Origin of the sequence: Micromonospora sp. WMMD967 (assembly GCF_029626165.1) — a bacterium.
GTDB lineage: Bacteria > Actinomycetota > Actinomycetes > Mycobacteriales > Micromonosporaceae > Micromonospora > Micromonospora taraxaci.
The window spans coordinates 6,699,889-6,725,221 of record NZ_JARUBK010000001.1 but is presented as its reverse complement, the minus strand read 5'-3'; the positions used below and the strand labels follow the sequence as shown (position 1 = coordinate 6,725,221).

General features: G+C 70.8%; 28 protein-coding genes. 18 read left to right on the top strand and 10 right to left on the bottom strand.

From position 1 onward, the window contains the following. Nucleotides 1–57 precede the first annotated feature (57 nt). The 3 genes from O7631_RS30170 to O7631_RS30160 all read left to right on the top strand — a co-directional run bounded on the left by O7631_RS30170 (nucleotide 58) and on the right by O7631_RS30160 (nucleotide 1,940). Complete coding sequence (locus O7631_RS30170) at nucleotides 58–366, top strand: hypothetical protein (RefSeq protein WP_278147363.1); 309 nt, start codon at nucleotides 58–60, stop codon at nucleotides 364–366. A 25-nt stretch (nucleotides 367–391) separates the two neighbouring features. Then, the gene (locus tag O7631_RS30165) at nucleotides 392–748 is read left to right on the top strand and encodes a hypothetical protein (protein ID WP_278147362.1); all 357 of its coding nucleotides are present in this window, start codon (nucleotides 392–394) and stop codon (nucleotides 746–748) included. Between the two features lie 121 nt (nucleotides 749–869). Continuing rightward, nucleotides 870–1,940, top strand: a complete 1,071-nt coding sequence (locus tag O7631_RS30160) for an IS30 family transposase (RefSeq protein WP_347403504.1) — start codon at nucleotides 870–872, stop codon at nucleotides 1,938–1,940. Nucleotides 1,941–2,027: 87 nt separating this feature from the next. Here O7631_RS30160 and O7631_RS30155 read toward each other — a convergent pair whose 3' ends face one another. Then, nucleotides 2,028–2,945, bottom strand: a complete 918-nt coding sequence (locus O7631_RS30155) for an expansin EXLX1 family cellulose-binding protein (RefSeq protein ID WP_278147361.1) — start codon at nucleotides 2,943–2,945, stop codon at nucleotides 2,028–2,030. 160 nt (nucleotides 2,946–3,105) lie between these two features. On the opposite strand from O7631_RS30155, the gene O7631_RS30150 reads away from it, so the two are divergent. Together O7631_RS30150 and O7631_RS30145 are read left to right on the top strand one after the other, a co-directional pair. Next, nucleotides 3,106–3,516: a hypothetical protein gene (locus tag O7631_RS30150; protein ID WP_278147360.1), complete on the top strand. Its 411-nt coding sequence runs from the start codon at nucleotides 3,106–3,108 to the stop codon at nucleotides 3,514–3,516. A gap of 70 nt (nucleotides 3,517–3,586) precedes the next feature. Further along, nucleotides 3,587–4,081 (top strand): hypothetical protein, encoded by a 495-nt coding sequence (locus O7631_RS30145; protein WP_278147359.1) that lies wholly within the window; start codon nucleotides 3,587–3,589, stop codon nucleotides 4,079–4,081. Between the two features lie 74 nt (nucleotides 4,082–4,155). Here the strand turns inward: O7631_RS30145 and O7631_RS30140 are convergent, their stop codons facing one another. Next, a complete protein-coding gene (locus O7631_RS30140) occupies nucleotides 4,156–4,758 on the bottom strand; it encodes a TetR/AcrR family transcriptional regulator (RefSeq protein ID WP_278147358.1) in 603 nt (200 codons plus the stop codon). 124 nt (nucleotides 4,759–4,882) lie between these two features. Between O7631_RS30140 and O7631_RS30135 the strand changes: the two genes are divergently transcribed. The 3 genes from O7631_RS30135 (at nucleotide 4,883) to O7631_RS30125 (ending at nucleotide 8,010) form a co-directional block, all read left to right on the top strand. Further along, on the top strand, nucleotides 4,883–5,707 hold the full coding sequence (locus tag O7631_RS30135; RefSeq protein WP_278147357.1) for an SDR family NAD(P)-dependent oxidoreductase: 825 nt from the start codon (nucleotides 4,883–4,885) through the stop codon (nucleotides 5,705–5,707). 134 nt (nucleotides 5,708–5,841) lie between these two features. Next, entirely contained in the window at nucleotides 5,842–7,068 is a 1,227-nt protein-coding gene (locus O7631_RS30130; protein ID WP_278147356.1) for an epoxide hydrolase family protein, read from the top strand. After that, nucleotides 7,069–8,010, top strand: coding sequence for a redoxin family protein (locus tag O7631_RS30125; RefSeq protein WP_278147355.1), 942 nt, complete (start codon nucleotides 7,069–7,071; stop codon nucleotides 8,008–8,010). A 23-nt stretch (nucleotides 8,011–8,033) separates the two neighbouring features. On the opposite strand, the gene O7631_RS30120 is transcribed toward O7631_RS30125, so the two are convergent. Continuing rightward, complete coding sequence (locus tag O7631_RS30120) at nucleotides 8,034–8,906, bottom strand: transglutaminase domain-containing protein (protein ID WP_278147354.1); 873 nt, start codon at nucleotides 8,904–8,906, stop codon at nucleotides 8,034–8,036. A 65-nt stretch (nucleotides 8,907–8,971) separates the two neighbouring features. Here O7631_RS30120 and O7631_RS30115 point away from each other — a divergent pair, with 65 nt between their 5' ends. Both O7631_RS30115 and O7631_RS30110 read left to right on the top strand, forming a co-directional pair. After that, nucleotides 8,972–9,571, top strand: a complete 600-nt coding sequence (locus O7631_RS30115) for a GNAT family N-acetyltransferase (protein WP_278147353.1) — start codon at nucleotides 8,972–8,974, stop codon at nucleotides 9,569–9,571. A 34-nt stretch (nucleotides 9,572–9,605) separates the two neighbouring features. Continuing rightward, a complete protein-coding gene (locus tag O7631_RS30110; RefSeq protein ID WP_278147352.1) occupies nucleotides 9,606–10,505 on the top strand; it encodes a hypothetical protein in 900 nt (299 codons plus the stop codon). 107 nt (nucleotides 10,506–10,612) lie between these two features. Here O7631_RS30110 and O7631_RS30105 read toward each other — a convergent pair whose 3' ends face one another. Both O7631_RS30105 and O7631_RS30100 read right to left on the bottom strand, forming a co-directional pair. Then, on the bottom strand, nucleotides 10,613–11,068 hold the full coding sequence (locus tag O7631_RS30105; RefSeq protein ID WP_278148065.1) for a GrpB family protein: 456 nt from the start codon (nucleotides 11,066–11,068) through the stop codon (nucleotides 10,613–10,615). A gap of 6 nt (nucleotides 11,069–11,074) precedes the next feature. Continuing rightward, the gene (locus O7631_RS30100; RefSeq protein WP_278147351.1) at nucleotides 11,075–11,203 is read right to left on the bottom strand and encodes a hypothetical protein; all 129 of its coding nucleotides are present in this window, start codon (nucleotides 11,201–11,203) and stop codon (nucleotides 11,075–11,077) included. A gap of 134 nt (nucleotides 11,204–11,337) precedes the next feature. On the opposite strand from O7631_RS30100, the gene O7631_RS30095 reads away from it, so the two are divergent. The 3 genes from O7631_RS30095 to O7631_RS30085 are packed head-to-tail and all read left to right on the top strand — an operon-like array spanning nucleotide 11,338 to nucleotide 13,519. Beyond that, entirely contained in the window at nucleotides 11,338–12,210 is an 873-nt protein-coding gene (locus tag O7631_RS30095; RefSeq protein WP_278147350.1) for an AraC family transcriptional regulator, read from the top strand. A 20-nt stretch (nucleotides 12,211–12,230) separates the two neighbouring features. Next, nucleotides 12,231–12,563: a helix-turn-helix transcriptional regulator gene (locus tag O7631_RS30090; RefSeq protein ID WP_088988285.1), complete on the top strand. Its 333-nt coding sequence runs from the start codon at nucleotides 12,231–12,233 to the stop codon at nucleotides 12,561–12,563. Further along, nucleotides 12,557–13,519: a hypothetical protein gene (locus O7631_RS30085; protein WP_278147349.1), complete on the top strand. Its 963-nt coding sequence runs from the start codon at nucleotides 12,557–12,559 to the stop codon at nucleotides 13,517–13,519. Before O7631_RS30090 ends, O7631_RS30085 begins: the two co-directional genes overlap by 7 nt. A gap of 3 nt (nucleotides 13,520–13,522) precedes the next feature. On the opposite strand, the gene O7631_RS30080 is transcribed toward O7631_RS30085, so the two are convergent. Together O7631_RS30080 and O7631_RS30075 are read right to left on the bottom strand one after the other, a co-directional pair. Beyond that, nucleotides 13,523–14,020 (bottom strand): NUDIX domain-containing protein, encoded by a 498-nt coding sequence (locus O7631_RS30080; protein ID WP_278147348.1) that lies wholly within the window; start codon nucleotides 14,018–14,020, stop codon nucleotides 13,523–13,525. Nucleotides 14,021–14,079: 59 nt separating this feature from the next. After that, on the bottom strand, nucleotides 14,080–15,354 hold the full coding sequence (locus tag O7631_RS30075) for a M48 family metallopeptidase (RefSeq protein ID WP_278147347.1): 1,275 nt from the start codon (nucleotides 15,352–15,354) through the stop codon (nucleotides 14,080–14,082). Between the two features lie 197 nt (nucleotides 15,355–15,551). Here O7631_RS30075 and O7631_RS30070 point away from each other — a divergent pair, with 197 nt between their 5' ends. The 5 genes from O7631_RS30070 to npdG all read left to right on the top strand — a co-directional run bounded on the left by O7631_RS30070 (nucleotide 15,552) and on the right by npdG (nucleotide 20,575). Then, the gene (locus tag O7631_RS30070; protein ID WP_278147346.1) at nucleotides 15,552–15,755 is read left to right on the top strand and encodes a hypothetical protein; all 204 of its coding nucleotides are present in this window, start codon (nucleotides 15,552–15,554) and stop codon (nucleotides 15,753–15,755) included. Nucleotides 15,756–15,837: 82 nt separating this feature from the next. After that, the gene (locus O7631_RS30065; RefSeq protein WP_278147345.1) at nucleotides 15,838–16,809 is read left to right on the top strand and encodes a histone; all 972 of its coding nucleotides are present in this window, start codon (nucleotides 15,838–15,840) and stop codon (nucleotides 16,807–16,809) included. A gap of 81 nt (nucleotides 16,810–16,890) precedes the next feature. Beyond that, nucleotides 16,891–18,321 carry an RNB domain-containing ribonuclease gene (locus O7631_RS30060; RefSeq protein WP_278147344.1) on the top strand — a complete coding sequence of 477 codons (1,431 nt, stop codon included), beginning with the start codon at nucleotides 16,891–16,893 and terminating at the stop codon, nucleotides 18,319–18,321. A gap of 370 nt (nucleotides 18,322–18,691) precedes the next feature. Next, complete coding sequence (locus O7631_RS30055) at nucleotides 18,692–19,750, top strand: IS110 family transposase (RefSeq protein ID WP_278143465.1); 1,059 nt, start codon at nucleotides 18,692–18,694, stop codon at nucleotides 19,748–19,750. A gap of 126 nt (nucleotides 19,751–19,876) precedes the next feature. Then, complete coding sequence (gene npdG / locus O7631_RS30050) at nucleotides 19,877–20,575, top strand: NADPH-dependent F420 reductase (RefSeq protein WP_269682969.1); 699 nt, start codon at nucleotides 19,877–19,879, stop codon at nucleotides 20,573–20,575. Between the two features lie 402 nt (nucleotides 20,576–20,977). On the opposite strand, the gene O7631_RS30045 is transcribed toward npdG, so the two are convergent. The 3 genes from O7631_RS30045 to O7631_RS30035 all read right to left on the bottom strand — a co-directional run bounded on the left by O7631_RS30045 (nucleotide 20,978) and on the right by O7631_RS30035 (nucleotide 25,164). After that, nucleotides 20,978–22,228: an HNH endonuclease signature motif containing protein gene (locus O7631_RS30045; RefSeq protein ID WP_278147343.1), complete on the bottom strand. Its 1,251-nt coding sequence runs from the start codon at nucleotides 22,226–22,228 to the stop codon at nucleotides 20,978–20,980. Nucleotides 22,229–22,350: 122 nt separating this feature from the next. Continuing rightward, nucleotides 22,351–23,196, bottom strand: coding sequence for a 3-methyl-2-oxobutanoate hydroxymethyltransferase (gene panB, locus O7631_RS30040; protein WP_278147342.1), 846 nt, complete (start codon nucleotides 23,194–23,196; stop codon nucleotides 22,351–22,353). 210 nt (nucleotides 23,197–23,406) lie between these two features. Further along, entirely contained in the window at nucleotides 23,407–25,164 is a 1,758-nt protein-coding gene (locus O7631_RS30035; RefSeq protein WP_278147341.1) for an NAD+ synthase, read from the bottom strand. Nucleotides 25,165–25,333 lie beyond the last annotated feature (169 nt).

Sequence of the window (25,333 nt, the reverse complement as noted above, 5' to 3'; positions counted from 1 at the left end):
TCACTGTCACTCGATCGCGTTCGCAGCGCGAGCAGGTGATACCACCGGAGGGGTCGAATGGAGACATGGCGTGTGGTGGGGGCTGCCGTCACGGCCCTGGCAGTGAGCCTTGTCGGAATCGCCCTGGCCACCAACTTTCGCGGCGTCGCGGAGTGGCACATGCGGCGGTCGATGGCTGCCGCGAGCGTGCTGCGGCGAGTGCCGCCGTGGCGCTTCCTGCACTATGCCGCGCAGGAGGAGCGTCTGGCGCGCTGGATCCTGCTGGACCGGCTGTTCGGCGCAGCTATCGCCGTGGTCGGCATCATGATGCTGGTGAATCTCGGCTACAGCTTGATCACCGGCCAGGAGATAGACACGGTGAAGTAGGCCGAACCAGGTTTACCGTCGGACTATGAGTGACCACCACATCGCCACGGACGGCGCGTGGGTGCCGGATGCCTGCACCCTGCCGACGGCGGAACGACCGCTGCGGCTCGCCCAGTTCGACCAGTTCTTCGCCGACGCCGTGCGGGGCCTCGAACGGCTGTCGGCGCAGCATCTGCGGTTACAGCTCGACACCGCTACGCGGGTCGAAGAGGCGGCGCGGGACCTGACGGCCCGGGAGTCGTCCTGCTGCTCGTTCTTCACCTTCGACCTCTCCCGGCCGGACGCGGATTCGCTGTCGCTGGACGTGCGAGTGCCAGCGGCCCATGTCGACGTACTCGACGCCCTCGCCGAGCGGGCCAAGTCCGTCCGAACCGTTCAGTGACCACCCCACCCCACCCACCAGCTCGGTGATCAAGAGGTTTGCGTCAGAAAAAGGCCGGCGGGTTCGACCGGTCCGTGCAAGTGATCGTTGATCACGGTACGGACCGGTCGAAGGAGTTTGGGTGGCGCGAGCGCATGTGTTGACTGCGGGTCATCGGCAGGTGATCGAGCATCTGTGGGGTCAGGGGTCGACGTTGACGCAGATCGCAGCGGCGATCGGGGTGGGACTGTCGTCGGTGTGGCGGGAGGTGCAGCGGGGGAACTCGTCGCGGCATGGGGTGAAGAACCCGCTCGGTGCGGTGCGTGGTGGCTTGTATCGGTGGGGGTATCAGGCTGACTGGGCGCAGCGTAAGGCCGATGCGCGGCGGCGCCGGCCGAAGCCGCGGGTGTTGAGTCAGCCTGGGCCGTTGCGCTCGACGGTGGTGCAATGGCTGGGTGAGCGCTGGTCGCCGCGGCAGATTGTCGCGCGGTTGCGGCGTGAGTTCCCGGACCAGCCGGAGATGAGGGTGTCCCACGAGACGATCTATCAGTCGATCTACCTGCGGGCGCGGGGCAGCCTGCGGGAACTGGTCGATGACGCGTTGCGCAGCCGACGGCAGCAACGTCGTTCACAGTCGCGCGCGGCGCAGGCCGCCCGCCGGGCGATCCGGGGGCGGCCGTGGGTCACCGAGGACGTTCACATCAGTGCCCGGCCTGCCGAGGTGCAGGACCGGGCGGTGCCGGGCCATTGGGAGGGCGACCTGCTGATCGGCCGTAACGGCACCTCAGCGATCGTCACTCTGGTCGAACGCACGACCCGTTACGCGCTGCTCGGTGCCCTGCCCGTGGACCGGACCAGCCCTGAAGTACTGGCCGTGGTCCGCGCCCAGCTCGCCCAGCTGCCCCGACACCTGGCCCGCTCGCTGACCTGGGACCAGGGCGCCGAACTGGCCGAGCACACCACCTTCACGCTGGCCACCGGCTGCGCCGTCTACCTGTGCGATCCGCACAGCCCGTGGCAACGGGGCAGCAACGAGAACACCAACGGCCTGCTCCGTCAATACTTCCCCAAAGGCAAGACCGATTTCCGCACCATCAGCCAGAGCGACCTCGACACCGTCGCAATCCAACTCAACCGCCGCCCCCGCCAGACCCTGGGATGGGACACTCCCGCAGAAGCCCTTGATCGGCTACTGCTTGCACCGACCCCCTGAACCCGCCGCCGCCTCGTGACGCAAACCTCTTGATCACCGGGGAGATCGTGGTGCGGTCCGCGGTGGGGGCGCAGCGGTGCGGTGCCGTCAGCAGCGGGGGCCGGGGAGCGGGGCGGCGCCGGCGATGGCTTCGACTGTCGCCGTCGGGGTGGTCGACTCCGTCGGGGTCGCCGAGGGCGGGGGAGCGCTCGGCGAGGCCGGGGTCGAGGGTGAGCTGCTGGGCGTGGCGGGGCTGATCAGGGAGACCGTGGTGCGCTGCACCTGCTTGGTGACCATCCGGATGCCGGTGGCGGTCGCCTGGTGCCCGTACACGTCGGTGACCCTGATGGTGTACGGCCCGGGGCCCAGCCCGCCCTCGATGGTCCAGTAGTTGTCGGTCTGGCGGGCCGCCTTGCGGAAGCCGCCGCTGGTCCCCTTCGCCTCGACGGAGCGCACCGGGTTGCCGTGGTTGCCGACCTGCACGGCGAACCAGTACTGCGAGGCGCCGCCCTTGATCCGGAAGGTGAGGCCTCCGTCGAGCGGCGGGTTGAGTGCCGCCCGGTACGTCACTGACGCGATGCCCTGCGACCGGTCGGCGATCCGGGTGAACGCCTCGGTGGAGAGGTCGATCTTCGTCGGCCCGCAGCCGCCGCACTGGTCCATGACCATGACCCGGACCGTGCCCTTGGGGCCCGTCACGTCCAGGTAGCTGCCGCAGGCCGCTCCTTTCGAGTACTGCGACGAGCCGAGGGCCACGTAGAGCCGATCCGCCGGAGGGCCGGGAAAGGAACAGTTGCCGCCCGAGCGGCCCGCGTCGTAGAAGCTTGCAGTTCCCTTGTGGACGGTGTTTCCCGACGGCGGCGCGGCGCAGGCCGGGGTGGCGCCGCCGCGTACGGCGAGGGTGATGCCGAGGGTGGCGGCCACTGCGGTGAGGCCGGCGCCGACCAGCCAGTGCCGGACCCGTCGACTGATCCGGGGTGTGCTGGCCGGGGTGTCGTTTACGGGTTCCGTGCCTGGTGCCGTCACGGCGCCTGATGTTGCCGCACCAGGCTGCGGCAACGCAAAGGCGGTCACTCGCTGGGTCTGCGGGGTCGCAGCCCGTTGGAGGAGCGGTGAAAACGGGTGGTCGGCCCCTTCTAGAGTTCCGGCCATGAACAGTCGACGGCCGAGCCGTACCTTGCTGCGGGTGTTCTCGGCGTTCTGTCTCGTCTTCGTGATCACGCTGACGGCGGCCGCCACCTGGTCGCTCGTCGACGACGGCCGAGGGTCGGAGGCCGAGGCTACGGTGCTCGATGTCGAGCAGCGAGGTGCGCGAACGTTCGTGACGGTGCAGTTCAGCACGAGCGGTGGCGAGGTCTGCGAGGCGGACTTTCGTGTGGCCGTCGACGCGAACCGGTCCGTGACCACCGGCGATCGCATGCGCGTCCATCATTCGAAGAGCGAGCCCTGTCTCAGCGTGCGGGAGGTCGGCGATCACTCCAGGTGGTACATGATCCTCATCGCGCCGGTGCTACTGACTGTCTTCGGCACTCTGGCCTATGTCTCGTGGCGTCGACCGCGACCGCCGCTTCCCCTTCGCTACGCGGGCATGCCGTGAGGCGTTGTACGGCCGGAGTCGAGCCCCGCACTCGTTGGTCCACGTCGTCGGCTTACCAGATACTGAGCGGATGATCAGCTTGCCGCACACCCTGTCGGGACTGTCCAAGGCGACCTGGACCGACGCCGATTTTGCGAGTATGGGCTGGCACGACTGCCGCATCCATGCTCTGAGCATTGGTGACGGCGCGGACAACGAGCTTCCACCCGCAAGGCTGCTGCTCGACCTCGACTACATCGTGCGGTGGGTGCAACCGTCAGGAGAGGATCAACCCTTCACGTTCTGGATCGCGCCGGCGACGCTCGTGTTCGACGGCGCCTGGAACATCGACTGTCAGCTTGGCCCACTCCACGACATGTTGGAGATCGCCGACATCCATCGACTCGACCCACCCGACGACAATCCCGAACCGTTGTGGCACATCGAAGGTCAGAATTTCGACATTCGCCTGCGGGCTGCCGGATACACCCAGTTCCTCCGGACGCCGCCACAGCACGCCCGCCGGCAGATGCTTACCGTCGCCGAGCGCTCGGGGATCAGTTTCGTCGAGCAGTCGTTCGCCTGACAGTGGTGCCGGTGTCGCAGCGGACTGTTCCGCTGAAGAGGCCCATACCGGCGGGGATCGCTGCGCTCGGCGGATCAGTCGCCGGATCGGCGGGGGCGTAGTCCGTCGAGGGCGGTGGTGACGACCTGGTCGGCGTACTCGGTGGTGAGCGGACAGCTGCGGTAGAGCCACCGGTTGAGCACCGGCCCCCAGATCAGGTCCACTGCCACGTCGAGGTCGAGGTCGTCGGCGAGTTGCCCGACCTGCTGGGCGCTGCGCAGGCGTCGCCGTTTGGCCTCCCGCAGCGGTCCGTCCAACCGTTGGGCGTACGCGGCTGCCAGCTCGGGGTCGAGCGTGATCTCGGTGGCGAGCGCGCGCATCGGTTGCTCGTACCGTGGATCGTTCATCTCCTCGACGGTGGCGCGGAGCACCAGGCGCAGGTCCGCGGCCAGGTCGCCGGTGTCCGGCAGGGTCGGCGGTTCGCCCTCGGCGCCCTCGCTGAGCAGGAGGAAGGCGTCGAAGATGACAGCGCCCTTGGACGGCCACCAGCGGTAGATGGTCTGTTTGCCGACGCCGGCCCGGGTGGCGATGCCCTCGATGCTGACCTTCGTGTACCCGACCTCCTGGAGCAGGTCGAAGGCCGCGGCGAGGATGGCGCGCCGCGACGTCTCGTTGCGGCGGGCCGTGTTGGGCGTCATGGGTCGACACGATATCAGTAACGAGACGGACCGTCTCGTCTTGACGGTGGCGTCATAAGCGCCTAACCTTCTGGCCATAGCGAGACGGACCGTCTCGTCTCGCAATGACCAAGGGGAGACCTTCATGCGTACCTGGTTCATCACCGGCGCCAGCCGGGGCCTTGGCCGCGCCTTCGCGGACGCCGCGCTCGACCGGGGCGACCAGGTGGTCGCCGCGTCCCGCAGCATCGCCCAGAGCGACTTCGACGAGCGGCACGCGGACCGACTGTTGGTCCTGCCGCTCGACGTGACCGACCGGGCGGCGGTCGTCGCCGCAGTGGACACCGCCGTCGCGCACGTCGGACGGCTCGACATCGTCGTCAACAACGCCGGCACCATGTCCACGGGCATGGTGGAGGAGTTCACCGAGGCCGAGGCTCGCGCCCAGTTCGAGGTGAACTTCTTCGGCGCGCTCTGGGTCGGTCAGGCCGTGCTGCCGCACCTGCGGGCGCAGCGGTCCGGCCACATCGTGCAGGTGTCCAGCATCGCCGCGCTCGGCGGTTTCCCGAGCACCGGCATGTACAGTGCGAGCAAATTCGCCCTGGAAGGCATGAGCGAGGCCCTGGCCATGGAGGCTGCGGCCTTCGACATCACGGTCAGCATCGTGCAGCCGGGCGGATACTGGACCGACCTCTACACCAACATCGCCGCCACCACCCCGTTGGAGGCGTACGCGCCACTGCGCGCCGAACTGGAACGACAGTGGGCGGAAGGCTCGATCGACAGCGAACCCCGACTGGCCGCCGAGGCGTTGCTCCGACTCGTCGACAGCGACGACCCGCCGCTGCGACTCCTGCTCGGGAGCATGGTGTACGACCTGGCGTTCGACATCTCCCGCCGGCGGATGGACACCTGGGCTCGCTGGGAGCAGGTCAGTCGAGCCGCCGAGCAGGCGGTCCCAGCCCCCTGACCGCCGTAACGCCACGGGCCCCGGGTGCGGCGTTCTAGGCTCCGAGATATGGCGGTGGCGTGCCCATTTCGACATGGCGCACAGGACCACGAATTCTCCTCGCAGGGCGCAAACCTCAACGGAGAGGAACCCGCATGGCTGTCAAAACCAAGACCCGTCCCGGCACCACGGAGATTCGGCCGTTCTCGGTCGACATTCCCCAGGCCGACCTCGACGACCTGAAAAGGCGCATCAAGGCGACCCGCTGGCCGGACAAGGAGACGGTGGACGACCAGTCGCAGGGCGTGCCTCTCGCGACCATTCAGGCCGTCGCCCGCTATTGGGAGAAGGAGTACGACTGGCGCAAGGTCGAGGCACGACTGAACGCCCTGCCGCAGTTCATGACGACGATCGACGGAGTGGACATCCACTTCATCCACGTGCGCTCCAAGCACGAGGACGCGCTGCCGCTCATCGTCACCCACGGCTGGCCCGGCTCGGTGATCGAGCAGATGAAAGTCATCGAACCGCTCACCGATCCCACCGCCCACGGCGGCAGCGCGGCCGACGCCTTCCACCTGGTGATCCCGTCGCTGCCCGGGCACGGCTTCTCCGGCAAGCCGACCGAGTCGGGCTGGAGCCCGCAGAAGATCGCCACCGCCTGGACCGAGCTGATGAAGCGCCTCGGCTACACGCGGTTCGTCGCCCAGGGCGGCGACTGGGGTGCCGTCATCGTCGACCAGATGGGCCTCCAGGCGCCCCCGGAACTGCTCGGCATCCACACCAACATGCCCGGCGCGATCCCACCCGAGATCGACCTGCTGTTCCAGGGCGACACCACCGGCGCGAACAACGCCATGGGCTCACTGCCGTCCGGTCTCTCCGCCGACGAGATGCGGGCCGCCGAGGAAGCCAACTACGTCTGGAAGCACGTCGCGTACGCCCTGATGATGGCGACGCGTCCGCAGACGCTCACCGGGCTGGCGGACTCCCCGGTCGGCCTGGCGTCCTTCCTGCTCGACCACGACGCGAAGAGTCTCGCGCTGATCGCGCAGGTCTTCGACGGCGCCACTGCGGGCCTGACCCGTGACGACATCCTGGACAACATCTCGCTCTACTGGTTGACCAACACCGCGGTCTCCGCGTCCCGTCTGTACGCGGAGAACAAGCTCTCGTTCTTCGCCGCCAAGGGCGTCAAGGTGCCGGTCGCCGTGAGCGTCTTCCCCGACGAGTTGTACGAGGCGCCGCAGAGTTGGGCCGAGCAGGCGTACTCCAATCTCATCTACTACAACAAGCTCGACGTGGGCGGGCACTTCGCGGCCTGGGAACAGCCGAAGATCTTCTCCGAGGAGCTTCGGACCGCCTTCCGGTCGCTGCGGTAGATGGCCGTGCACCTGCCCCCGCTCAGCGGGGCGGCCGAGTGGCTCAACTCCGCGCCACTCGGCCCGGACGACCTGCGCGGACGCGTCGTCCTGGTGAACTTCTGGACGCTGACCTGCATCAACTGGCTACGCCAGGAGCCGTACGTCCGGGCCTGGTCGCAGGCGTACCGCGACGACGGGTTGGTCGTCGTCGGGGTGCACACCCCGGAGTTCTCGTTCGAGCACGACGTCGACCAGGTGCGCCGGGCGGTCACGGCGCGGTCGATCGACTACCCGGTCGCCGTCGACAACGACTACGCGATCTGGCAGGCCTTCGACAACCACTACTGGCCGGCGCTCTACTTCGTCGACCGCGACGGCGTGTTCCGTGACGAGCACTTCGGCGAGGGGCGCTACGAGCAGTCCGAGCGGAGCCTCCAACACCTGCTCGGCATCGAGCGGGATCCCGTACCCGTCAACGGGGTGGGGCCGGAGGCGGAGGCCGACTGGGACAACCTGCGGACGCCTGAGACGTACCTCGGCTTCCGCCGCGGCGAACACTTCGCGTCGCCGGACGGCGCGGCGCTCGACGAACGCCGCGCCTACCACCTGCCGGAGCGTCTGGGCCTCAACCAGTGGGCGCTGGCGGGGGAGTGGACGATCGGGGCGGAGAGCGTCGTGGCCGGCCAGGCCGGCGGCAGCATCGCGTTCCGGTTCCACGCCCGTGACGCCCACCTCGTGCTGGGCCCCGGGCCGGGACGGTCGATCCCGTTCCGGGTGCTTCTCGACGGGGAGGCTCCCGGCAGGTCCCACGGCGTCGACGTGGACGCCGACGGCAACGGGGTGCTCCAGGACGGTCGCCTCTACCAGCTCGTACGCCAGGACGACGCGGTCCGCGAGCGGACTCTGGAGATCACGTTCGGTGAGCCCGGCGCGGCCGCGTACGCCTTCACCTTCGGGTAGTGCGTGTGTCGGATCCGGGCCGCTCAGCGGCGTAGGTCGACGCTGACCGTGCCGGAAACCGGTGACATGCACTGCACCTGCGGGCCGGGGCGGAGTCGGGTGTCGCTGGCGTACCGGTCGGCGAGGGCCTTCTCCGCTGCCTCGTCGCCGTCGTCGGCGGCCAGCAGCAACGCGGCGATCTCGTCCACGAGCGTGAGGTCGGCGGTGGCGAGGTCCTCGGTCATCGCGCCGAAGCCGTCCCAGAGCAGCAACTCGTCCTTCTGCCGGTGGGCCAGTTCGATCAGGACGTAGTCGTGGATGAACCAGTCGCCTCGGACCGGCAGCTCCGGGCTCACCCCGTAGCGGTCGGGGTCGATCGTCCCGGCCCGGTAGGCCGACCACACCCGCGCCGCCGAGTCGAAGAGCCCGGCCTTCGGGTCGATGTCGTAGCCGTCGAACCCCCAGTCGCCGGCCGGGTCGAGTTCCGGGTCGGCCCAGACCCACCGGTGGCCGTCCCAGTACTCCACCAGCACGTGGTCGTGGTGCCAGTCGGGTGCGAAGTACGAGGCGAAACCGACCCGGCTGCGGCTGGGAATGCCGTGCTGACGCAGCACCGCGACGGAGAGCAGCGTGTGGTCCCGGCAGCAGCCGGCCACCCGGTCCACGGCCGGACGCTCCGCAGCGAGCGGCAGCGGAAATCGGGACTGGTCGGTGTCGAGGATGCGGTCCACCCAGCGGCAGTTCACCTCCTCGAGCCGGTCGGGGGGCAACTCGACGCCGCCCGCGCGGTAGTGGACGATCACGTTGCGGACGGTCGCCGCCACCGAGGCGATGTCGGCCGGGACGGCGTCGAGCAGCGCGGCGTGCCGACCGGGATCGCTGTACGCGGAGTGCTGCCGGTAGTCATCGATGTTCATGCGACGAGTCTGCCGTCCTGCGCCGGGGTCGGTGGGGCCGGACGGCCTGCAATATCGTCAATCTCATGACGACGCCCGAGATCACCATCGCCACCCCAGCGGACCGCGAGGCGGTCGTCGGTTGCCTGGTCGCCGCGTTCGTCAAGGACCCCGTCCTGCGACACCTGTTCCCCGACGAGGCCACCTACCCGCGCTACGCCGCCGCCTTCTTCGGGCACCTCTTCGACAAGCGGGTGCACCTGTCGTCCGTCTGGACGCTGGGCGGCGGCGCGTCGGTCGCCCTGTGGGACCCGCCGGCCGGGCAACCGGCTGCCGTGCCGGCTGCCGTGCCGGCCGCCGCGCACGGGTCGCCGGAGGTGTCTCCCTATCCGGCCGACGTGCGGGCCCGCGTGCAGGGCTACGACGACGCGATGCACGCTGCCCTGCCGACGTACCCGTTCTGGTATCTCGGTGTGCTGGGCACCCACCCGGACAGCGCCGGACGCGGTTGGGGCAGGGCCGTCATGCGGGCCGGACTGGATCGCGCCGCGGCCGAAGGGCTTCCGGCGATCCTGGAGACCAGCAACCCGGGCAACGTCGAGTTGTACCGTCGAGCCGGCTGGGAGGTGCTGGGCTCGCTGTCGGAGCCCGTACCCACCTGGATCATGCAGCAGCCACTGCGCTGAGCATCGTGATTGCGCGCCTCCTACGATCGGCGGTGTGCACACCACCCCCTCCAGCCCCATCGACGTGCCGCAGGTCTTTGCGCCGGTTGCCCCATTGGCACGGACGACCGTCCGGTTGCATCCCCGCCCAGGTTCGCCGACGGCGGACCAGAGTTCGGTGGGCGGCCCGCTGCTGTGGCCGGCCGACGAGGCCTGGCCGATGTGCGACGGACCGGAGCCCGGCGACCACTACGAGGGTGGTCCGGGTGAGCCGGCGGCGCCGTTGGTGCCGGTAGTGCAGTTGCTGGCCGAGGACGTGCCCGAGGTGCCGTTCCCAGCGGGTACGGACGTGCTGCAGATCCTGTGGTGCCCATTCGACCATGACCCGTGGACGACACCTCGCCCTGCACTGCGGTGGCGTCGCCGCGCCGACATCGGTGCCCGACGTCAGGACATGCCCGCACCGGATGGGGAGTCAGATCCAACGCACGTCCCCAACCCGTGCGTGCTCGACCCGGAGCGGGTCACCGAGTACCCGTCCTGGGACCTTCCGGATGCCGTCTGGCCGCAGATCAGAGACACGATGAGTCGGGTGGCGCAGGAGACCGGTTGGGAGTACCAAACCGATCTGGCGGTCGCCCCGGGGATCAAGGTCGGCGGTTACCCCGGCTGGACCCAGTCTCCGGACTGGCCGGTCTGCGGGTGCGGCGCGTCCATGGATCATCTGCTGACAGTCGCGAGTTGGGAGTTCAGCCGCGGTGACGAGAAGCGGTGGATTCCGGTAGAGGATCGTCCGGCGATGGCTGGGTGGGGATGGGACACCACCGACGATCACCCGTGGCGGACGATTCAGAACCCGAGCGGCATCATGCTGGGCGATGTCGGCGGGATCTACCTGTTCGTCTGCACGACGTGCCCCACCAGGCCGTTCGACTACCGCTTCGACTGTTCCTGACGAATCCGGATGGTCATTGGCAGGTTCACACTCTCGGCCTACGGCCGAATCTTGGACAGTTTCCGTTAGCTCCTAACGGAAAGTGTCCAAGATCTACGTGTGCTCCGTCAGGCGGCGAAGATGCGCGCGTAGATCTCGTCGATGACGTCGTTCTTCGCCAGGCTGTAGTCGCGGGGGCGATGCGCGGTGTCCCGTGCGAGGCGTCGCTTCGCCGCGGCGTACCGCTCCCGGTCTTCCGGATGCGAGCGCAACCAGTCGCGGAACAGCCGGTGCCGGACGGGTTCCGGCGCGTTCCGGGGCCAGACGTGCAGGTTGACGTCCTCGGCGGGGCTGAGCAGCATCCGGTGCCCGTGCCACCAGGGCTCCCGCAGGACGAGTCGGTAACCGAGCCGTTCCAGGGTCGGAAGATAGCTCGGCTCCTCAGCGGTGTCCTCGATGACGAGGTCGACGTCGACGACGGGCTTGGCCGCCAGCCCCGGCACCGCCGTGGACCCGACGTGTTCCACACCGACGACCAGCGGTCCCAACGCCTCGGTGAGCGACGCGTGGACGGCGGTGAACAGCTGCGCTCACGCCCTGTCGTACTCCTCGATGACCACGGCCCTCCAGCTCCGGGGCAGCTCGCCGACCAGTCCGGCGTCCACCTGCTCGGGGGTGCCGTGAAAGCGCTGCACGACGTCCTGCGGATACTCGGCCACGTCAACCTCCTCGAAGAAGCAAAGTCCGCCAGGCTACGACAGGACGGTCGACCCGACCATTGCGGGCACCGGATGTCGGGTGCGGCAAGGGCCTCGCTGCCTAGCGTTACTGCTCGAAAGGGAAGGAGATCCTGGTGCTGGAGCGGCTCAACGAAGCCATGACGTACATCGAGCGGCACCTCGAGGAGAAGATCGAGGTGGCGGAGCTGGCGCGGATCGCGCTGACGTCGGAGTACCACTTCCGGCGGCTGTTCTCCGCGCTGGCCGGGATGCCGTTGTCGGAGTACATCCGTCGCCGTCGGCTCACCGTCGCCGGGGCGGACGTGCTGGCGGGGGAGCGGACGTTGCTCGACGTCGCGGTGCACTACGGCTACGGGTCGACCGAGGCGTTCGCCCGGGCGTTCCAGGCCGTACACGGCGTGGGGCCCGGAGAGGCTCGGCGTACGGGGGCGACGCTGCGCGCCCAGCCCCGGATGTCCTTCCGACTCACCGTCGAAGGGAGCGGCAGCATGGATTACCGGATCGTCGACAAGGACGCGTTCGCGCTGGTGGGGCGCAAGGCCCGGGTTCCGCTGGTGCACGAGGGGATGAACCCGGCGATCGTCGCGTTCATCAAGGGCATCGACAAGGAGACGACGGCGCGGATCGAGGCCCTCTCCGATCAGGAGCCGAAGGGGATCGTGAACGTCAGCGACAACCTCGCCGACAGCCGGGCCGAGGGCACCGAGCTGGACTACTGGCACGGGGTGGTGACCGGCGCCGTCCCGCCGGAGGACATGGACGCGTTGCCGGTGCAGGCGGGCACGTGGGCGGTGTTCACCACGTCGGGCGCGTTCCCGCAGGCGGTGCAGTACCTGTGGCGGGACGTGTTCACCCAGTGGTTTCCGTCCAACCCGTACCGCAGCCGACCTGGACCGGAGATCTCCCGGGTCCGGGTCTCCGCGGACGGCACCGAGGCGGACGCCGAGCTGTGGATTCCCGTCGAACGGGTACCCACCCCTATGTAGAGTTCCGATACAGTTGCCGGATGCGGATGACCATTCCGGTGGCGAAGGTGCTCGCGGCGCTGCTCGCCGAACCCGACGCGCAGCGCTACGGGTTGGACCTGATGCGGATGACCGACCTGCCCAGCGGCACCCTCTACCCGGTGCTGCACCGGCTCACCGAGGCCGGCTGGCTGGCCGCCGACTGGGAGGACATCGATCCCGTCGCGGCCGGTCGGCCGGCCCGCCGCTACTACCGGCTCACCGCCGTCGGGGTGACGCGGGCCCGACAGGCGCTCGCCGACCTGCGAGCCGCGATCCCCGACAGCCGTCCATCGTGGGGCGGCACCGAGCCGACCGGAGCGCCGGCGTGGTGAGCCGACGGGTCGCGGCGTTGCTGGTGGAGATGGCCGCCCGCCGCTGGTCCGTCGACGTCCGAGACGACCTGCGCCGCGAATGGGCCGCCGAGTTGCACGTGCTCGCCGAGAGCGGCCGTCGGACGAAGATGCTCGGCTTCGCGATGAGCCTGGCCGTCGGTCGCGCCGGTGCCCCGGTCGTCGACCGTGCCGTCATGCGTGGTCGGGCCGGCAGCACCGTCGCCGCGCTCCTGCTCTCCCCGATCGCCTGCGTCGGGATCGTGCTCGTCAGTGCGTTCGCCCTCAACCCGATCGCGCGCGTACTGGCCGACGGCTGGTCGGAGCGGGCGCAGAAGCCGATCTGGACGACGCTCACCGTCGCGATGGCGGTGCTGCTGGCGATGTTCGCCGGACGCTGGGCCCGGCACACCGCACTCGACGGCCCGTTGCGGATCGCGCTCGGCGTGGTGCTTCCCATCGGCGCGACCACTGTCGTGTTCCTGTCCGCCATCTCCCCGGACGACCTGGCCACCTTCGTGCCCGGGCTGCTGCTCTGGTTGGCCGGGCTGACGCTGGCCCTCTGGGCCGCAGCGAGCCTCGCCTCCCGCAATCGCCTCCGTACGGCCTGGTGGGTGGGCGTCGTCGGCGCGCTCGCCGCCGCCGACCTCGCGGTGATTCTCGCCGTTCTCGACGCCGTCTCGGCAGGCAGTCGCGCCGGCCCGGTCAGCGGTCCGACCCCATTGGGCGGCGTCGACCACATCTCCGCGCCGCTGTGGCTCCTCGCCGCCTGGACGGACTGGAACGTGGGCGTACCCCGGCCCGCCATCCCATGGGAGATCTTCCACATCATCACCAACGAGGTGCTGGCGGAACCCATGCTCTACCTGGCCTGCATGCCGTACGCCCTCGCGTACACCATCGGGGCGGCCCGGGCGACCCCGGCCGAGCCGGTCGCCCTCGCGGCGACCCCGGTGTGAACCTCAGTCGGGCACGTCGTCCCAGGTGGTGCCCGGCTCCAGGTAACCGGCGACCGGGTTCTCGCGCAACGCGTACGCGAGGACCAGCAGGGCGTGCTTGTCCAACTCGGGCAACCGGTCCACCGGGAACCACCCGACGGCCAACGACTCGTCGTCGTTGACCCGGGCGGTGCCGGACACCAACCGGCACAGGAAGCCCAGGTTGAGGTATTCGCAGCGGTCCCCGTTGGGGTAGGTGTGCGGGTGCGAGACGGCGCTGGACAACCGCACCGGCGCGACCTCCAGACCCGTCTCCTCCCGCACCTCGCGGACCAGCGCCGCGGCCGGCTGTTCGCCCGGCTCGACGAAACCACTGATCACCGACCAGCGGCCGTCGTCGGCACGCTGACCGAGCAGCAGCTCACCGGCGTCGTTGCGGACCACCGCGCTGACGCTGGGCAGCCAGAGCAGGTCGTGCCCGACATGCTTGCGCATACCCACGATGTAGTCCGGTGTTCCCATCCGGCGATCATAGGCAGGAGCCCGCCGGCCAGCGCCGTCCCGGCACGCCACGTCGGGCGTCAGGCCGACCAGCTGACGGTACGGCGGAAGCGCTCGTACTCCCGGACGAGCTCAGCGTCGATCTCTTCCATGCGGGCCTCGGTGACCACCACCGAGGGGTCCTGCCACTGTCGGTCGGTGAGCATCCGGCGACGCAGCCCGGCCGGCGGGTGGGCGGCGAACAGCGACGCCTCGTCGCGGACCGACAGTTGGCGCAGCAGCGGCAGCCGATCGGCGTTCGCGGCGCGGGCCTCGGCCAACGCCGAACGCCACCGCTCCGGGCCGTGCCCCGCCCGGGTCTCCCGGCGCACCGCCAGCGCCATCGACTCCGCGCTGAGCAGCGCGTCGAGCAACTCGGTCGCGCCAGCCGAACCGGCCACCCGGGCGGAGAGTTCGTCGGCGAGGTACTCGGCCCGTTGGCTGTCCCGCAGCGCCACGCTCACCAGCACCAGGTGGCCGACGAACAGCACCCGGGACACCACCCACTGGAACGCCCGACCCAGCGCGTCGCCCACCATCTCCACCAGCCCACCGCCGCCGCCGGTCCGCACCGGCCGGAACAGGTCCGCGGCAGAGCCGAGCATGGTGAACGCGGGCTGCGTGAGCAGGCCCCGGCGCGGGTCACCGTTGACGAAGTGGCCCAACTCGTGGCCGAGCAACGCCACCCGCTCGCCGCCGGTGAGCGAACCCCACAGCGGCAGTCCGAGGCACAGCACCTTCCGTCGCCGCAGGCCGACCGTGCCCGCGTACGCGTTGATCTGGCTGTCGACGCCGACCACGTCGGGCGTCGGCGCCCCGATCGCGGTGGCCACCTCGTCGATCAGCGCGAACAACTCCGGCGCCTGGTCCCGGGAGAGCACCTCCAGGTCCGGGTCGAGCCGACCGAAGCGAGGCCGCAGCGCGATCGCCAAACCCACCATCACGACACCGGGCAGGATCGCCAGGTTGGGAAACGGGAACGCCACGGTCAGCCACACACCGGTCACCGCGAGAGCGAGCACCCCCGCGACGAGCACCAGGGACGCCAACGCGGTGAGCGTTCGGGCGCGACCGGACCCGTCGGCGCCCAGCGGTCTCCCGGCCAACTCGGTGAACTGCCGCGTGGTCGCCCGGAACGCCATCCGGTAGGTCCACCTGTCCACCCAGGTCCAGCCGAACTCGCGTTCGCGCCGCACCGGGTCGTACGTGTCCAGATTCCACTCGCAACGGGGGCACCAGGGCACCGCGTCGCGTACGGATCTCGTCGTGGCCCCACACCCCGGGCACGCCCCCGTACCGGTCACCGTGTTGATCACGGGGACGATCCTGCACCAGCCACGCCGTACGCCGGAACTGGCCGTTCAGCCGACGGTCACCGGTGGGAAAAGTGTCCCGGCCTGCGCTTCTTTTGCTGTTCCGGCCCGACGAACGCAATGCATATCTACTGTGGAGAGGGTCGGCGACTTGTGCGATCCGGTGGCGGCCGGCCGGATCGCGGTGCACAGTGATTCCCATGAGCGACAGCGGACGTGGTGGGCAGTTCTACTGGTGCACCCGGCATCACCGGGTCGAGACGGACGCCGACGTGTGTCCGGCCAAGCACGTACTCGGCCCGTACAACTCGGCGGCCGACGCGGAGAACGCCCTGCAACGAGTGCAGGAGCGGAACGAGGCGTGGGATGCCGAGGACGCTCGTTGGGCCGGAGAAGACAGGTAGGCGGCGCGGGACGGCTCGCGCCGAGGCATTTCGTGCTCCGCGAGGACGCACGCGAGAGCACGTCCCCAAGGAGGGAACCACGATGGCCGAAGCACAGCAGGCCACCACCCGCCCGGCTGCCCGACGGACCACCGCGAAGAAGACCGCCGCGGCGGAACGGAACACCGGGGCGAGCCGGACCACCCCCGTCCGCAAGTCCACCGCCGGTGCGACGGCGGCGAAGGCCCCGGCGCGTAAGGCGGCCGGCGGCGCGGGGCGTGCCCCGGCCAAGAAGACCACCACGGCGGCCAAGAAGGCCCCCGCGAAGAAGGCTCCCGCAAAGAAGGCCGCCACGACGAGCAGGACCACCACGACCAGCCGGGCCACGACGGCCAAGAAGGCCCCGGCGAAGAAGACCACCACCCGCACGACGACAGTCGCCGCGAAGCGGGCCCCGGCATCACGCACCTCCACCGCCGCCACGACGCGGCCCGCGACGCGCAAGAGCACCGCGACCGCGAAGAAGACCACCGCCGCCGCGAGGAAGACCGCGGGTACGGCGAAGAAGACCACCGGCGCCGCGAAGAAGACCGCGAGCGCCGCGAAGAAGACCACCACCTCGGCGGCGAAGAAGACCACCGCCGCGGCGAAGGCACCTGCCCGCAAGACCGCCACCGCGACGAGGGCGACGGCACGCAAGACCGCCACCGCGGCGAAGGCCCCGGCGCGCAAGACCGCGACGAAGGCGTCCGCCGCCAAGAAGACGGTGGCGAAGAAGACGGCCGCGACGAAGGCCCCCGCCAAGAAGGCCCCCGCCAAGAAGGCCGCGTCCACCCGCCCCAGCGGCGGCGCCCGCAAGGCCACGGCCAGGACGGCACCCGCCGCGAAGGTGACCGGCACCTCGTCGACCACCGCGCGCAAGGCGGCGGCGAAGAAAGCGCCGGCGAAGAGGACCGCCGCGGCGAAGGCCCCGGCCCGCAAGGTCACCGCCCGTAAGTCGCCGGCCCGCCCGGTCGCCGCACGCGCCACCGCCCCCAGGGGTACGCGTAGCACCGCCCGGAAGGCCACCGGCTGAGCGGGCCGCCCCGGCGCGCCGGGCGGACATCTCGGCCGGTCACCGGAAGCGGATCACCGGTGGCGCTGTCAGGATTGACCCGTGGTCATCCGACGCGTACTCGCGCCCCGCATCGACTTCGGCGCGCTGCGCCGCGAACTCGGCCTGCCCGAGGAGTTCCCGCCCGACGCCCAGCGTGAGGCGGACGAGGCGGCGAGCGCGCCGCCCCGTCCGCCCGTCGACCGCACCGACACACCGTTCGTCACCGTCGACCCGGCGACCTCGCGGGACCTGGACCAGGCGATGCACCTCGCCCGCCGTCCCGGCGGGGGCTACCGGGTGCGGTACGCGATCGCCGACGTCGCCGCGCACGTCAAGCCGGGCGGCGCTTTGGAGGCGGAGACCTGGCGGCGGGGGCAGACCATCTACCTGCCCGACGGGAACGTGCCGTTGCACCCGCACACGCTCAGCGAGGGCGCCGCCAGTCTGCTGCCCGACGACGACCGGGCCGCAGTGGTCTGGACGATCGACCTGGACGCCGACGGCGGCACCGTGGCGGTCGAGCTGGAACGCGCCCTGGTCCGCAGCCGGGCCAAACTCGACTACACCGGGGTGCAGGCGGCAGCCGAGGCCGGCCGGCTGCCCGACCCGATCGCGCTCCTGCCCGAGATCGGCGAACTGCTGACCGCCCGTGGGTTGCGTCGCGGCGCGATCAACCTGCCGCTGCCCGAGCAGGATCTGGAGCCCGACGGTGAGGGCTGGCAGTTGGTGCTGCGCGCACCGGTGCCCATGGAGGAGCACAACGCCCAGATCTCACTGCTGACCGGGATGGCCGCCGCCGACATCATGCTGGCCGGGCGGGTCGGGTTGCTGCGGACCATGCCGGCGCCGAAGCCGGAGGCCGTGCAGCGGCTACGGGCCGCCGCCGCGCCGCTGGGCGTGCACTGGCCGGATGAGATGGGCCCCGGTCAGGTGATCGCCGGTCTGGACGCCTCCCAGCCGCGCGCCGCCGCGTTCATCGACCAGGCGGCCGAGCTGATGCGCGGCGCCGCGTACACCGCCTTCGACGGGACCGTGCCGGAGCAGCCGGAGCACGGCGGTGTGGCGGCGGCGTACGCCCACGTCACGGCGCCCTTGCGACGCCTCGCCGACCGGTACGCCACCGAGGTGTGCCTGGCGCTGCACGCCGGCCAGCCGGTGCCCGACTGGGCCCGTGCCGCGTTGCCCCGACTGCCGGAGGTGATGGCGAGCACCGACCGGACCGCCTCGGCGGCCGCCCGGGGCGCCGTCGACCTGGCCGAGGCCGCCGTGCTGGAGCACCGGGTGGGCGAAACCTTCGACGCGGCCGTCCTCGACGTCGACGCCCCACCCAACGGCCGGTCCCGGCCCCGACCGCCGGGCGGCACCGTGGCCCTGGACGCCCCTCCGGTGCGGGCCCGCTGCCTCGGGCAACTGCCGCTCGGTGAACGGGTCCGGGTCCGCCTGGTCACCGCCGACCCGGCGGCCCGCACCGTCCTGTTCGAGCTGGCCTGAACGACCCGACCGGCGGCGGCCCCGACGTGGTGCCGGGCCGTCCTCTCCGAGCTGGCCCGACCGACCCGACCGGCGGCGGCCCGACGCGGTTGCGGCACCGCCTCTCCGAGCTGGCCTGACTGTGAGCATGGCGGGGTCGGTTCAGCAGTGGTGAGCTGATAGCTGGCAGCGGTGGGCGTGACTCTTGGCCTGACTGGCTTCGTGCCCTTGACCGGACTTGTCCGTCTGCTGCTGCCTGCGCCGGCCCGGCGGGAGACGTTTGGCCTGATCAGGAGCTTGACCGCCAGTTAGCGGCTGGCGTGTCTCATCACAGTCCTGCCATCTCCGCACCGGACCGGACCATTGCGTCCCCACGGTGAGGAGAGAACGCATGTCCATGCTGGCAGATCTGGTCGAGGTCGTCATCGGCGTCGACACGCACCGAGATACGCACACCGCCGCGGTGCTCGACACCCGCACCGGTGGTGTCCTGGCCAGGGCCACGGTGAACACCGACCCGGACGGCTATGCCGAGTTGGTGGCTCTGGCCGGACAGCACTCAGGGCTGCGGGCCTGGGCCCTCGAGGGCTGCGGCGGCTACGGCGCCGGCCTGGCCCGGCACCTGGCCGACGCCGGTGAGCTGGTCGTAGAGCTGGACCGGCCGGTGCGACCGGCGCGCCGCGCGGGGGCGAAGTCCGACCCGATCGACGCCGAACGGGCTGCCCGCGACGCACTGGCCCGCACCCGCTTGGCGCAGCCCAAGACGGGATCCGAGCGGGCGGCGTTGCAGGCACGACTCACCGCCCGCCGGGCAGCTGTGGAAGCCAGTTCGGACGCCCAGCGGCAGCTGCACGCGTTGGTGATCACCGCCCCCGAGGTGGTGCGAGCCCGCTTCCGTGGCCAGAGCACCCGCCTCATGCTCACGACCGCCACCCGACTACGCCCCACCACCAGCGCGGATGTCGACGTGTTCACCTGCCTGAGCGTGTTGCGGGACCTCGCCCGCCGCGTCCGCTTCCTCGAAGCCGAAGCCCTTGAGCACGAGAAGGCGATCCGGACGATCGTGCGTTCCTGGCGCCCGGACCTGCTGCAGCTGACCGGCGTCGGACCGATCGTCGCGGCCACCGTACTCACCGCCTGGTCGCACCCCGGACGCTGCCGCAACGACGCCGCGTTCGCCATGCTCGCCGGCGCCGCACCCATCCCCGCTTCATCCGGCAAGACCATCCGCTACCGGCTCAACCGCTCAGGCGACCGCCAACTCAACCGCGCCCTACACACCATCGTCCTGACCCGCCTACAACGCGACGAGACCACCCGCACCTACGCCGAGCGCCGCCGCGCCCAAGGCAGAACCGATCGCGAGATCAAACGCTGCCTCAAACGCTACGTCGCCCGAGACCTCTACCGACGCCTCGAAAACCCTCCCCAGCCACTTGACGCGTCATAGGAGCGTCCGACCCGACCGGCGGCGGCCCGACGCGGTGCCGGGCCGGCCTCTCCGAGCTGGCCCGACCGACCCGACCGGCGGCGGGCTGACGCGGTGGCGGGCCGGACGGTTTGCGAGGATGACCGCATGGCATACGACGCGAGCACGCTCCCCGACGTGTCCGGGCTAACTGTCGGCATCATCGGTGGCACCGGCGACCAGGGGCGGGGCCTCGCCTACCGGTTCGCACGGGCCGGGCAGACGGTGCTGATCGGGTCCCGCTCCGCCGAACGGGCCGCCGAGTCCGCCGCCGAGATCGCCGCGCTGCCCGGCGTACCGGCCGACGGCAGTGTCACCGGCGCGGCCAACGACGAGGTGGCCCGACGCAGCGATGTGGTGATCATCGCGGTGCCGTGGGACGGGCACGCCGCCACCGTCGCCGCCCTCGCCGAGCCGCTCGCCGGCCGGATCGTCGTCGACTGCGTCAACCCGCTCGGTTTCGACAAGCAGGGCCCGTACGCGTTGACCGTCGCCGAGGGCAGCGCCGTGCAGCAGGCCGCCGCGCTCCTGCCCGACTCCCGCGTGTGCGCGGCGTTCAACCACGTCAGCGCCCCGCTGCTGGCCGACCCCGAGGTCGACCGGATCGACCTGGACGTGCTGATCTGCACCGAGGACCGCGAGCTGGTCGGCATCGTCGGTGCGCTCGCCGCGCGGATTCCGGGGATGCGTGGCATCTACGCCGGCCGGCTGCGCAACGCCCACCAGATCGAGGCGTTCACCGCCAACCTGATCGCCATCAACAAGCGCTACAAGGCCCACGCCGGAATCCGCGTCACCGACATCTGACGCCCCTTGCTTGATGGCGTCTCCTGCCGTCGCTGCGCCCGGCGTGCGGCTGCGCCCGATGGGTCGCTGCACCCGGTGCGTGGGTGGTTGCGCTCCCTAGGTCGCTGCACCCGGTGCGTGGGTGGTTGCGCTCCCTAGGTCGCTGCACCCGGTGCGTGGGTGGTTGCGCTCCCTAGGTCGCTGCACCCGGTGCGTGGGTGGTTGCGCTCCATAGATCGCCGCACCGCTGCGTGGCTGCGCGTGCTGGGGCGGTCCGCGGCGGTGCGGCAGTGCCCGGTGCATGGCGTGCCCGGTGCATGGCGTGCCCGGCCGCGCCTCTGCGCCTCTGCGCCTCTGCGCCTACGCGCCTACGCGCCTACGCGCCTACGCGCCTACGCGACTGGCGTTCGGTGCGTCGTCTTCCTATGTCCGTCGGTGGTAGTGGTTGCGGCGGGGAAGTTGTTGCGGGTCGAGCCAGGCAGGTGGGACGAACTCAGGGTGGCCGTCGTTGGCGAGCTGCACCGTCCAGTCGCTGTGGTGCAGAAGCCGGTGGTGGTGGGCGCAGAGCAGGACGGCGTTGGCGATGCTGGTGCTGCCGCCGTCAGCCCAGTGCTGGATGTGGTGGGCGTCGCACCATCGTGGTGGGCGGTCGCAGCTGGGGAAGGCGCATCCACGATCGCGCAGCACGAGGGCGCGTCGGAGTGGGCCGGTGATGAGGCGGCGTTGGCGGCCGACGTCGAGTGGTTGGCCAGCGCTGTTGAGGACGGCGGGGATGATGGCGGCGTCGCAGGCGAGTCGGCGCACGGCACCGGGCGTGAGCTGTAGGCCGGTGTCGAGGGTGCCGGCTCTGAGCTGTCGGGTCAGCGCGTCGTAGTCGGTGGTGATGACGATCTGGGTGGGGTCGCCGCCGTGTTCGGGCAGGTCGCTGGTGCGCAGGGCGAGGCGGCACACGTCGGCGAGGGCGTCGTGGCGGCGTTGCCCGGCAGTGCGGGTGTCGTCGGGGCCGGATGGTGCGGCGAGCGGGTCGAGTGCGGCGCGCAGCAGGGCTGCTGCCTCGACGTCGAGAACGCCGGAGAGACGTAGCCGACCGTCGGACTGGCTGCTGATGGTGACGTGCCGGTCCCGGACGGCACGCGCCTCCTCCGCGCGCAGCGCCGCCTCGGCGGTCGCGTCGGCGATCTCCGGGGCGACATGGTCGAGGATGCGGGTGGCCATCCGGCGCAGCAGGGTGGGGTCGAACTGCCCGGCCCAGTCGACCAGTACGCCGACGGCCTTGTCGGCGACCTCGGTGCCGGCGGTGGTGGACACCGTGGTGGCCGTCTCGGCGATGACCCTGGCCTGTTCGACGGTGATGGTCGCGTCGAGCAGTGCCTGGCGTACAGCGGGATTGCCGGTGTCGAGGGTGGCAGCGAGGTCGACCAGGCGGCGGGCCGCGGTGACGGTGAGGTGGAGTCGCTCGCGTAGCCACACTGTCGTCGAGGAGGCACCGTGCGCGCGGGCGATGCCTCGACCGTCCAGCTCGCGGATCAGGTCGAGCTTTACCGCGGCGAGGCGTTGCTCGACGCGGTGTGCGGTGTCGAGCGCGGCGATCAACTCATGCGCGGGCAGGGCCCAGGCCGCCGTGTCGGCGCAGGCGGCGACAACCTCTTCCGCCTGCGCCAACGCTTCCACCATGGCGACAGTTTAGAACGCGTGTACGACAGTTTCAGTTACCAAGATCGATCGGCGTGACGTAGGTCCGAGAGTGGGCGGCGGGGCACCGATACTGGACTACGAGCGCCCCGCCGCTGTCGGCTCTAGAAGGTGTGTTCGGCGGCGGGGAACTCCCCACCCCGGACCTCGTCGGCGAACCGGCGGGTGGCGTCGGTGAGGGCGCCGGCCAGGTCCGCGTACCGCTTCACGAAGCGTGGCGTCTTCCCGGTACGCAGACCGGCCATGTCCTGCCAGACCAGCACCTGCGCGTCGGTGTCCGGGCCGGCGCCGATGCCCACCGTCGGGATCGGCACCTCGTTGGTGATGCGCTTGGCCACCTCGCCGGGCACCATCTCCAGCACCACGGCGAACGCGCCCGCCTCGGCCACCGCCCGCGCGTCGGCCAGCACCTCGTCGGCGGCGTCGCCCCGGCCCTGCACGCGGTAACCGCCCAGGGTGTGCTCGCTCTGCGGGGTGAAACCGATGTGCGCCATCACCGGGATGCCGGCACCCACGATCGCGGCGATCTGCGCGGCGCAGCGACGGCCACCCTCCAGCTTCACCGCGTGGCAGCCACCCTCCTTCATGAACCGGACGGCGGTGCGCAGCGCCTGGGCCGGCCCCTCCTCGTACGAGCCGAACGGCAGGTCACCCACGATCAGTGACTGCCGGGTCGCCCGCACCACGGCCCGTACCAGCGGAAGCAGCTCGTCGGCGGTGATCGGCAGGGTCGTCTCGTAGCCGAACACGTTGTTCGCCGCCGAGTCGCCGACCAGCAGCACCGGGACACCGGCCTGGTCGAAGATCGACGCCGTGTACTGGTCGTACGAGGTGAGCATCGGCCACCGCTCACCGCGTTCCTTGGCGGCGATCAGGTCCCGGGTGCGGACCCGTCGGGTGGCCGGGCCCCCGTAAAGGGCTGTCACCTCGTTCGGAGTGGACTCCACCATCTCTGTCTCCCTTCCTCGAGGCCGCGTGCGCGGTCCCCGGGTTCCGTCGCGATCGTCGCACCGCGAGACGGGGCGATGGCAGGGCCCAGTGCAAGATGTCACTCCACCGCGACGCGAGGCCACCGGCGACAGAGCCGCAAGGCCGTCGCGTGCGGCGCCGCGAGGCGGTGCCGGGCCGTGCCACCGACCCGACACCCCACGGTGTACGGCTCAGCCGTGCTCGCGCCACCGGTTGGTGATCGGCAGACGGCGGTCCCGACCGAACGCCTTCATCGAGATCTTCGTGCCCGGCGCGGACTGCCGTCGCTTGTACTCGGCGGTATCCACCAGCCGCAGCACCTTGTCCACCACCGCCGGGTCGTGACCCGACTCGACCAGCCCGTCACGGCCGAGGTCACCGTCGACGTAGCCGATGAGGATCGGGTCCAGGACGTCGTACTCGGGCAGGCTGTCGCTGTCGAGCTGCCCCGGGCTCAGCTCGGCGCTCGGCGGCTTGCCGATCGAGTTCTCCGGGATCGGAGGGGTCTCGCCGCGCCGCGCCGCGTCCGTGTTGCGCCACTTCGCGAGTCGCCAGATCAGCGTCTTCCAGACGTCCTTGACCGGGTTGAAGCCGCCCACCGAGTCGCCGTACAGGGTGGAGTAGCCGACCGCCAGCTCACTCTTGTTGCCGGTGGTCAGCACCAGGTGGCCCTCCTGGTTCGACAACGCCATCAGGATCACGCCACGGACCCGGGCCTGCAGGTTCTCCACCGCCAGACCGGACAGCGACAGGTTGGCCAGGAAACCGTCCACCATCGGCTGGATCGGCTCGATGCGATAGTCCAGGCCGGTGCGCTTGGCCAGGTCCGCGGCGTCCTCCCGGGAGTGTTCGGAGGAGTGCTGGCTGGGCAGCGACACCCCGACCACCCGGTCCGGCCCGAGGGCGTCGACGGCCAACGCGGCCACCACCGCCGAGTCGATGCCGCCGGAGAGGCCGAGCACCACCGACGGGAAGCGGTTCTTGTTGACGTAGTCGCGCAGACCGAGGACCAGTGCCTGCCACACCTCGGCCTCGTCGGCCACCGGCTCGATCAGACCTCCGGTGGCGGCCGGGCCGGTCGGTGTGGCCGGAACGCTGTCCAGCGTGCTGTGCACGATGCGCATGCCGTCCGCGACGTTCTCCGTGGTCGTCGCGGCGGTGGCGGCCGGCAGCTCGACGTCGTGCACGAGCAGGTGCTCGACGAACTGGGGGGCCCGGGTGAGCAGGTCACCGTCCGCGGTGACGATCATCGAGTCGCCCTCGAAGACCAGCTCGTCCTGGCCGCCGACCATGTTCACGTACGCGATGGCGGCGCCCGCCTCGGCGGCCCGGCGACGCACCAGCGGCAACCGGACGTCGTCCTTGTTCAGCTCGTACGGCGAGCCGTTGATGTTGACCACCAGGCCGACGCCGGCGCGCCGGGCGGCGGCGAACGGGCCCCCGGCCTGCCACAGGTCCTCGCAGATGGTCAGCGCGACGTCCACACCGCCGATCCGCACCACGGTCAGCGCGTCGCCCGAGACGAAGTAGCGGTCCTCGTCGAAGACGCCGTAGTTGGGCAGGTGGTGCTTGAAGTAACGGGCGGCGACGGTGCCCCGGTGCAGCAGCGCGGCGGCGTTGCGGGCGCCCCGGCCCGGCTCGGCGTCCCCGCTGACCTGCGGTGGGCCGTCGGCGTCCAGGTAGCCGACCACGACCGGCACCTCACCGAGGCCGTCGGTGGCGAGGTCGGCGGCGAGCCGCTCCACGGCGGCCCGGGACGCGGCCACGAAGGAACGCCGGAAGACCAGGTCCTCGACCGGGTAGCCGGTGAGCATCATCTCCGGGAACAGCACCAACTGGGCACCGGCATCGGCGGCCTGGCGAGTCCAGCTGCGGACCAGGTCGGCGTTTCCGGCGAGGTCGCCGACGCTCGGGTTGACCTGGGACAGGGCGAGACGCAGGGTGGGCATGTCCTCATCTTGCCCCAGCCTCCGCAGGTGAATCTCACCCCTCGGGCGAGATGGTCGCCACGCTGCGGCGGGCGTATCCGCCGGGCGGGGGGTCCGGGCTGGGCTTCGCGGCGGGGCGTCCGTCCGTCGGGCGGGAGGTGAGGGGACGACCGGCGGCAGTTCGCGTAAC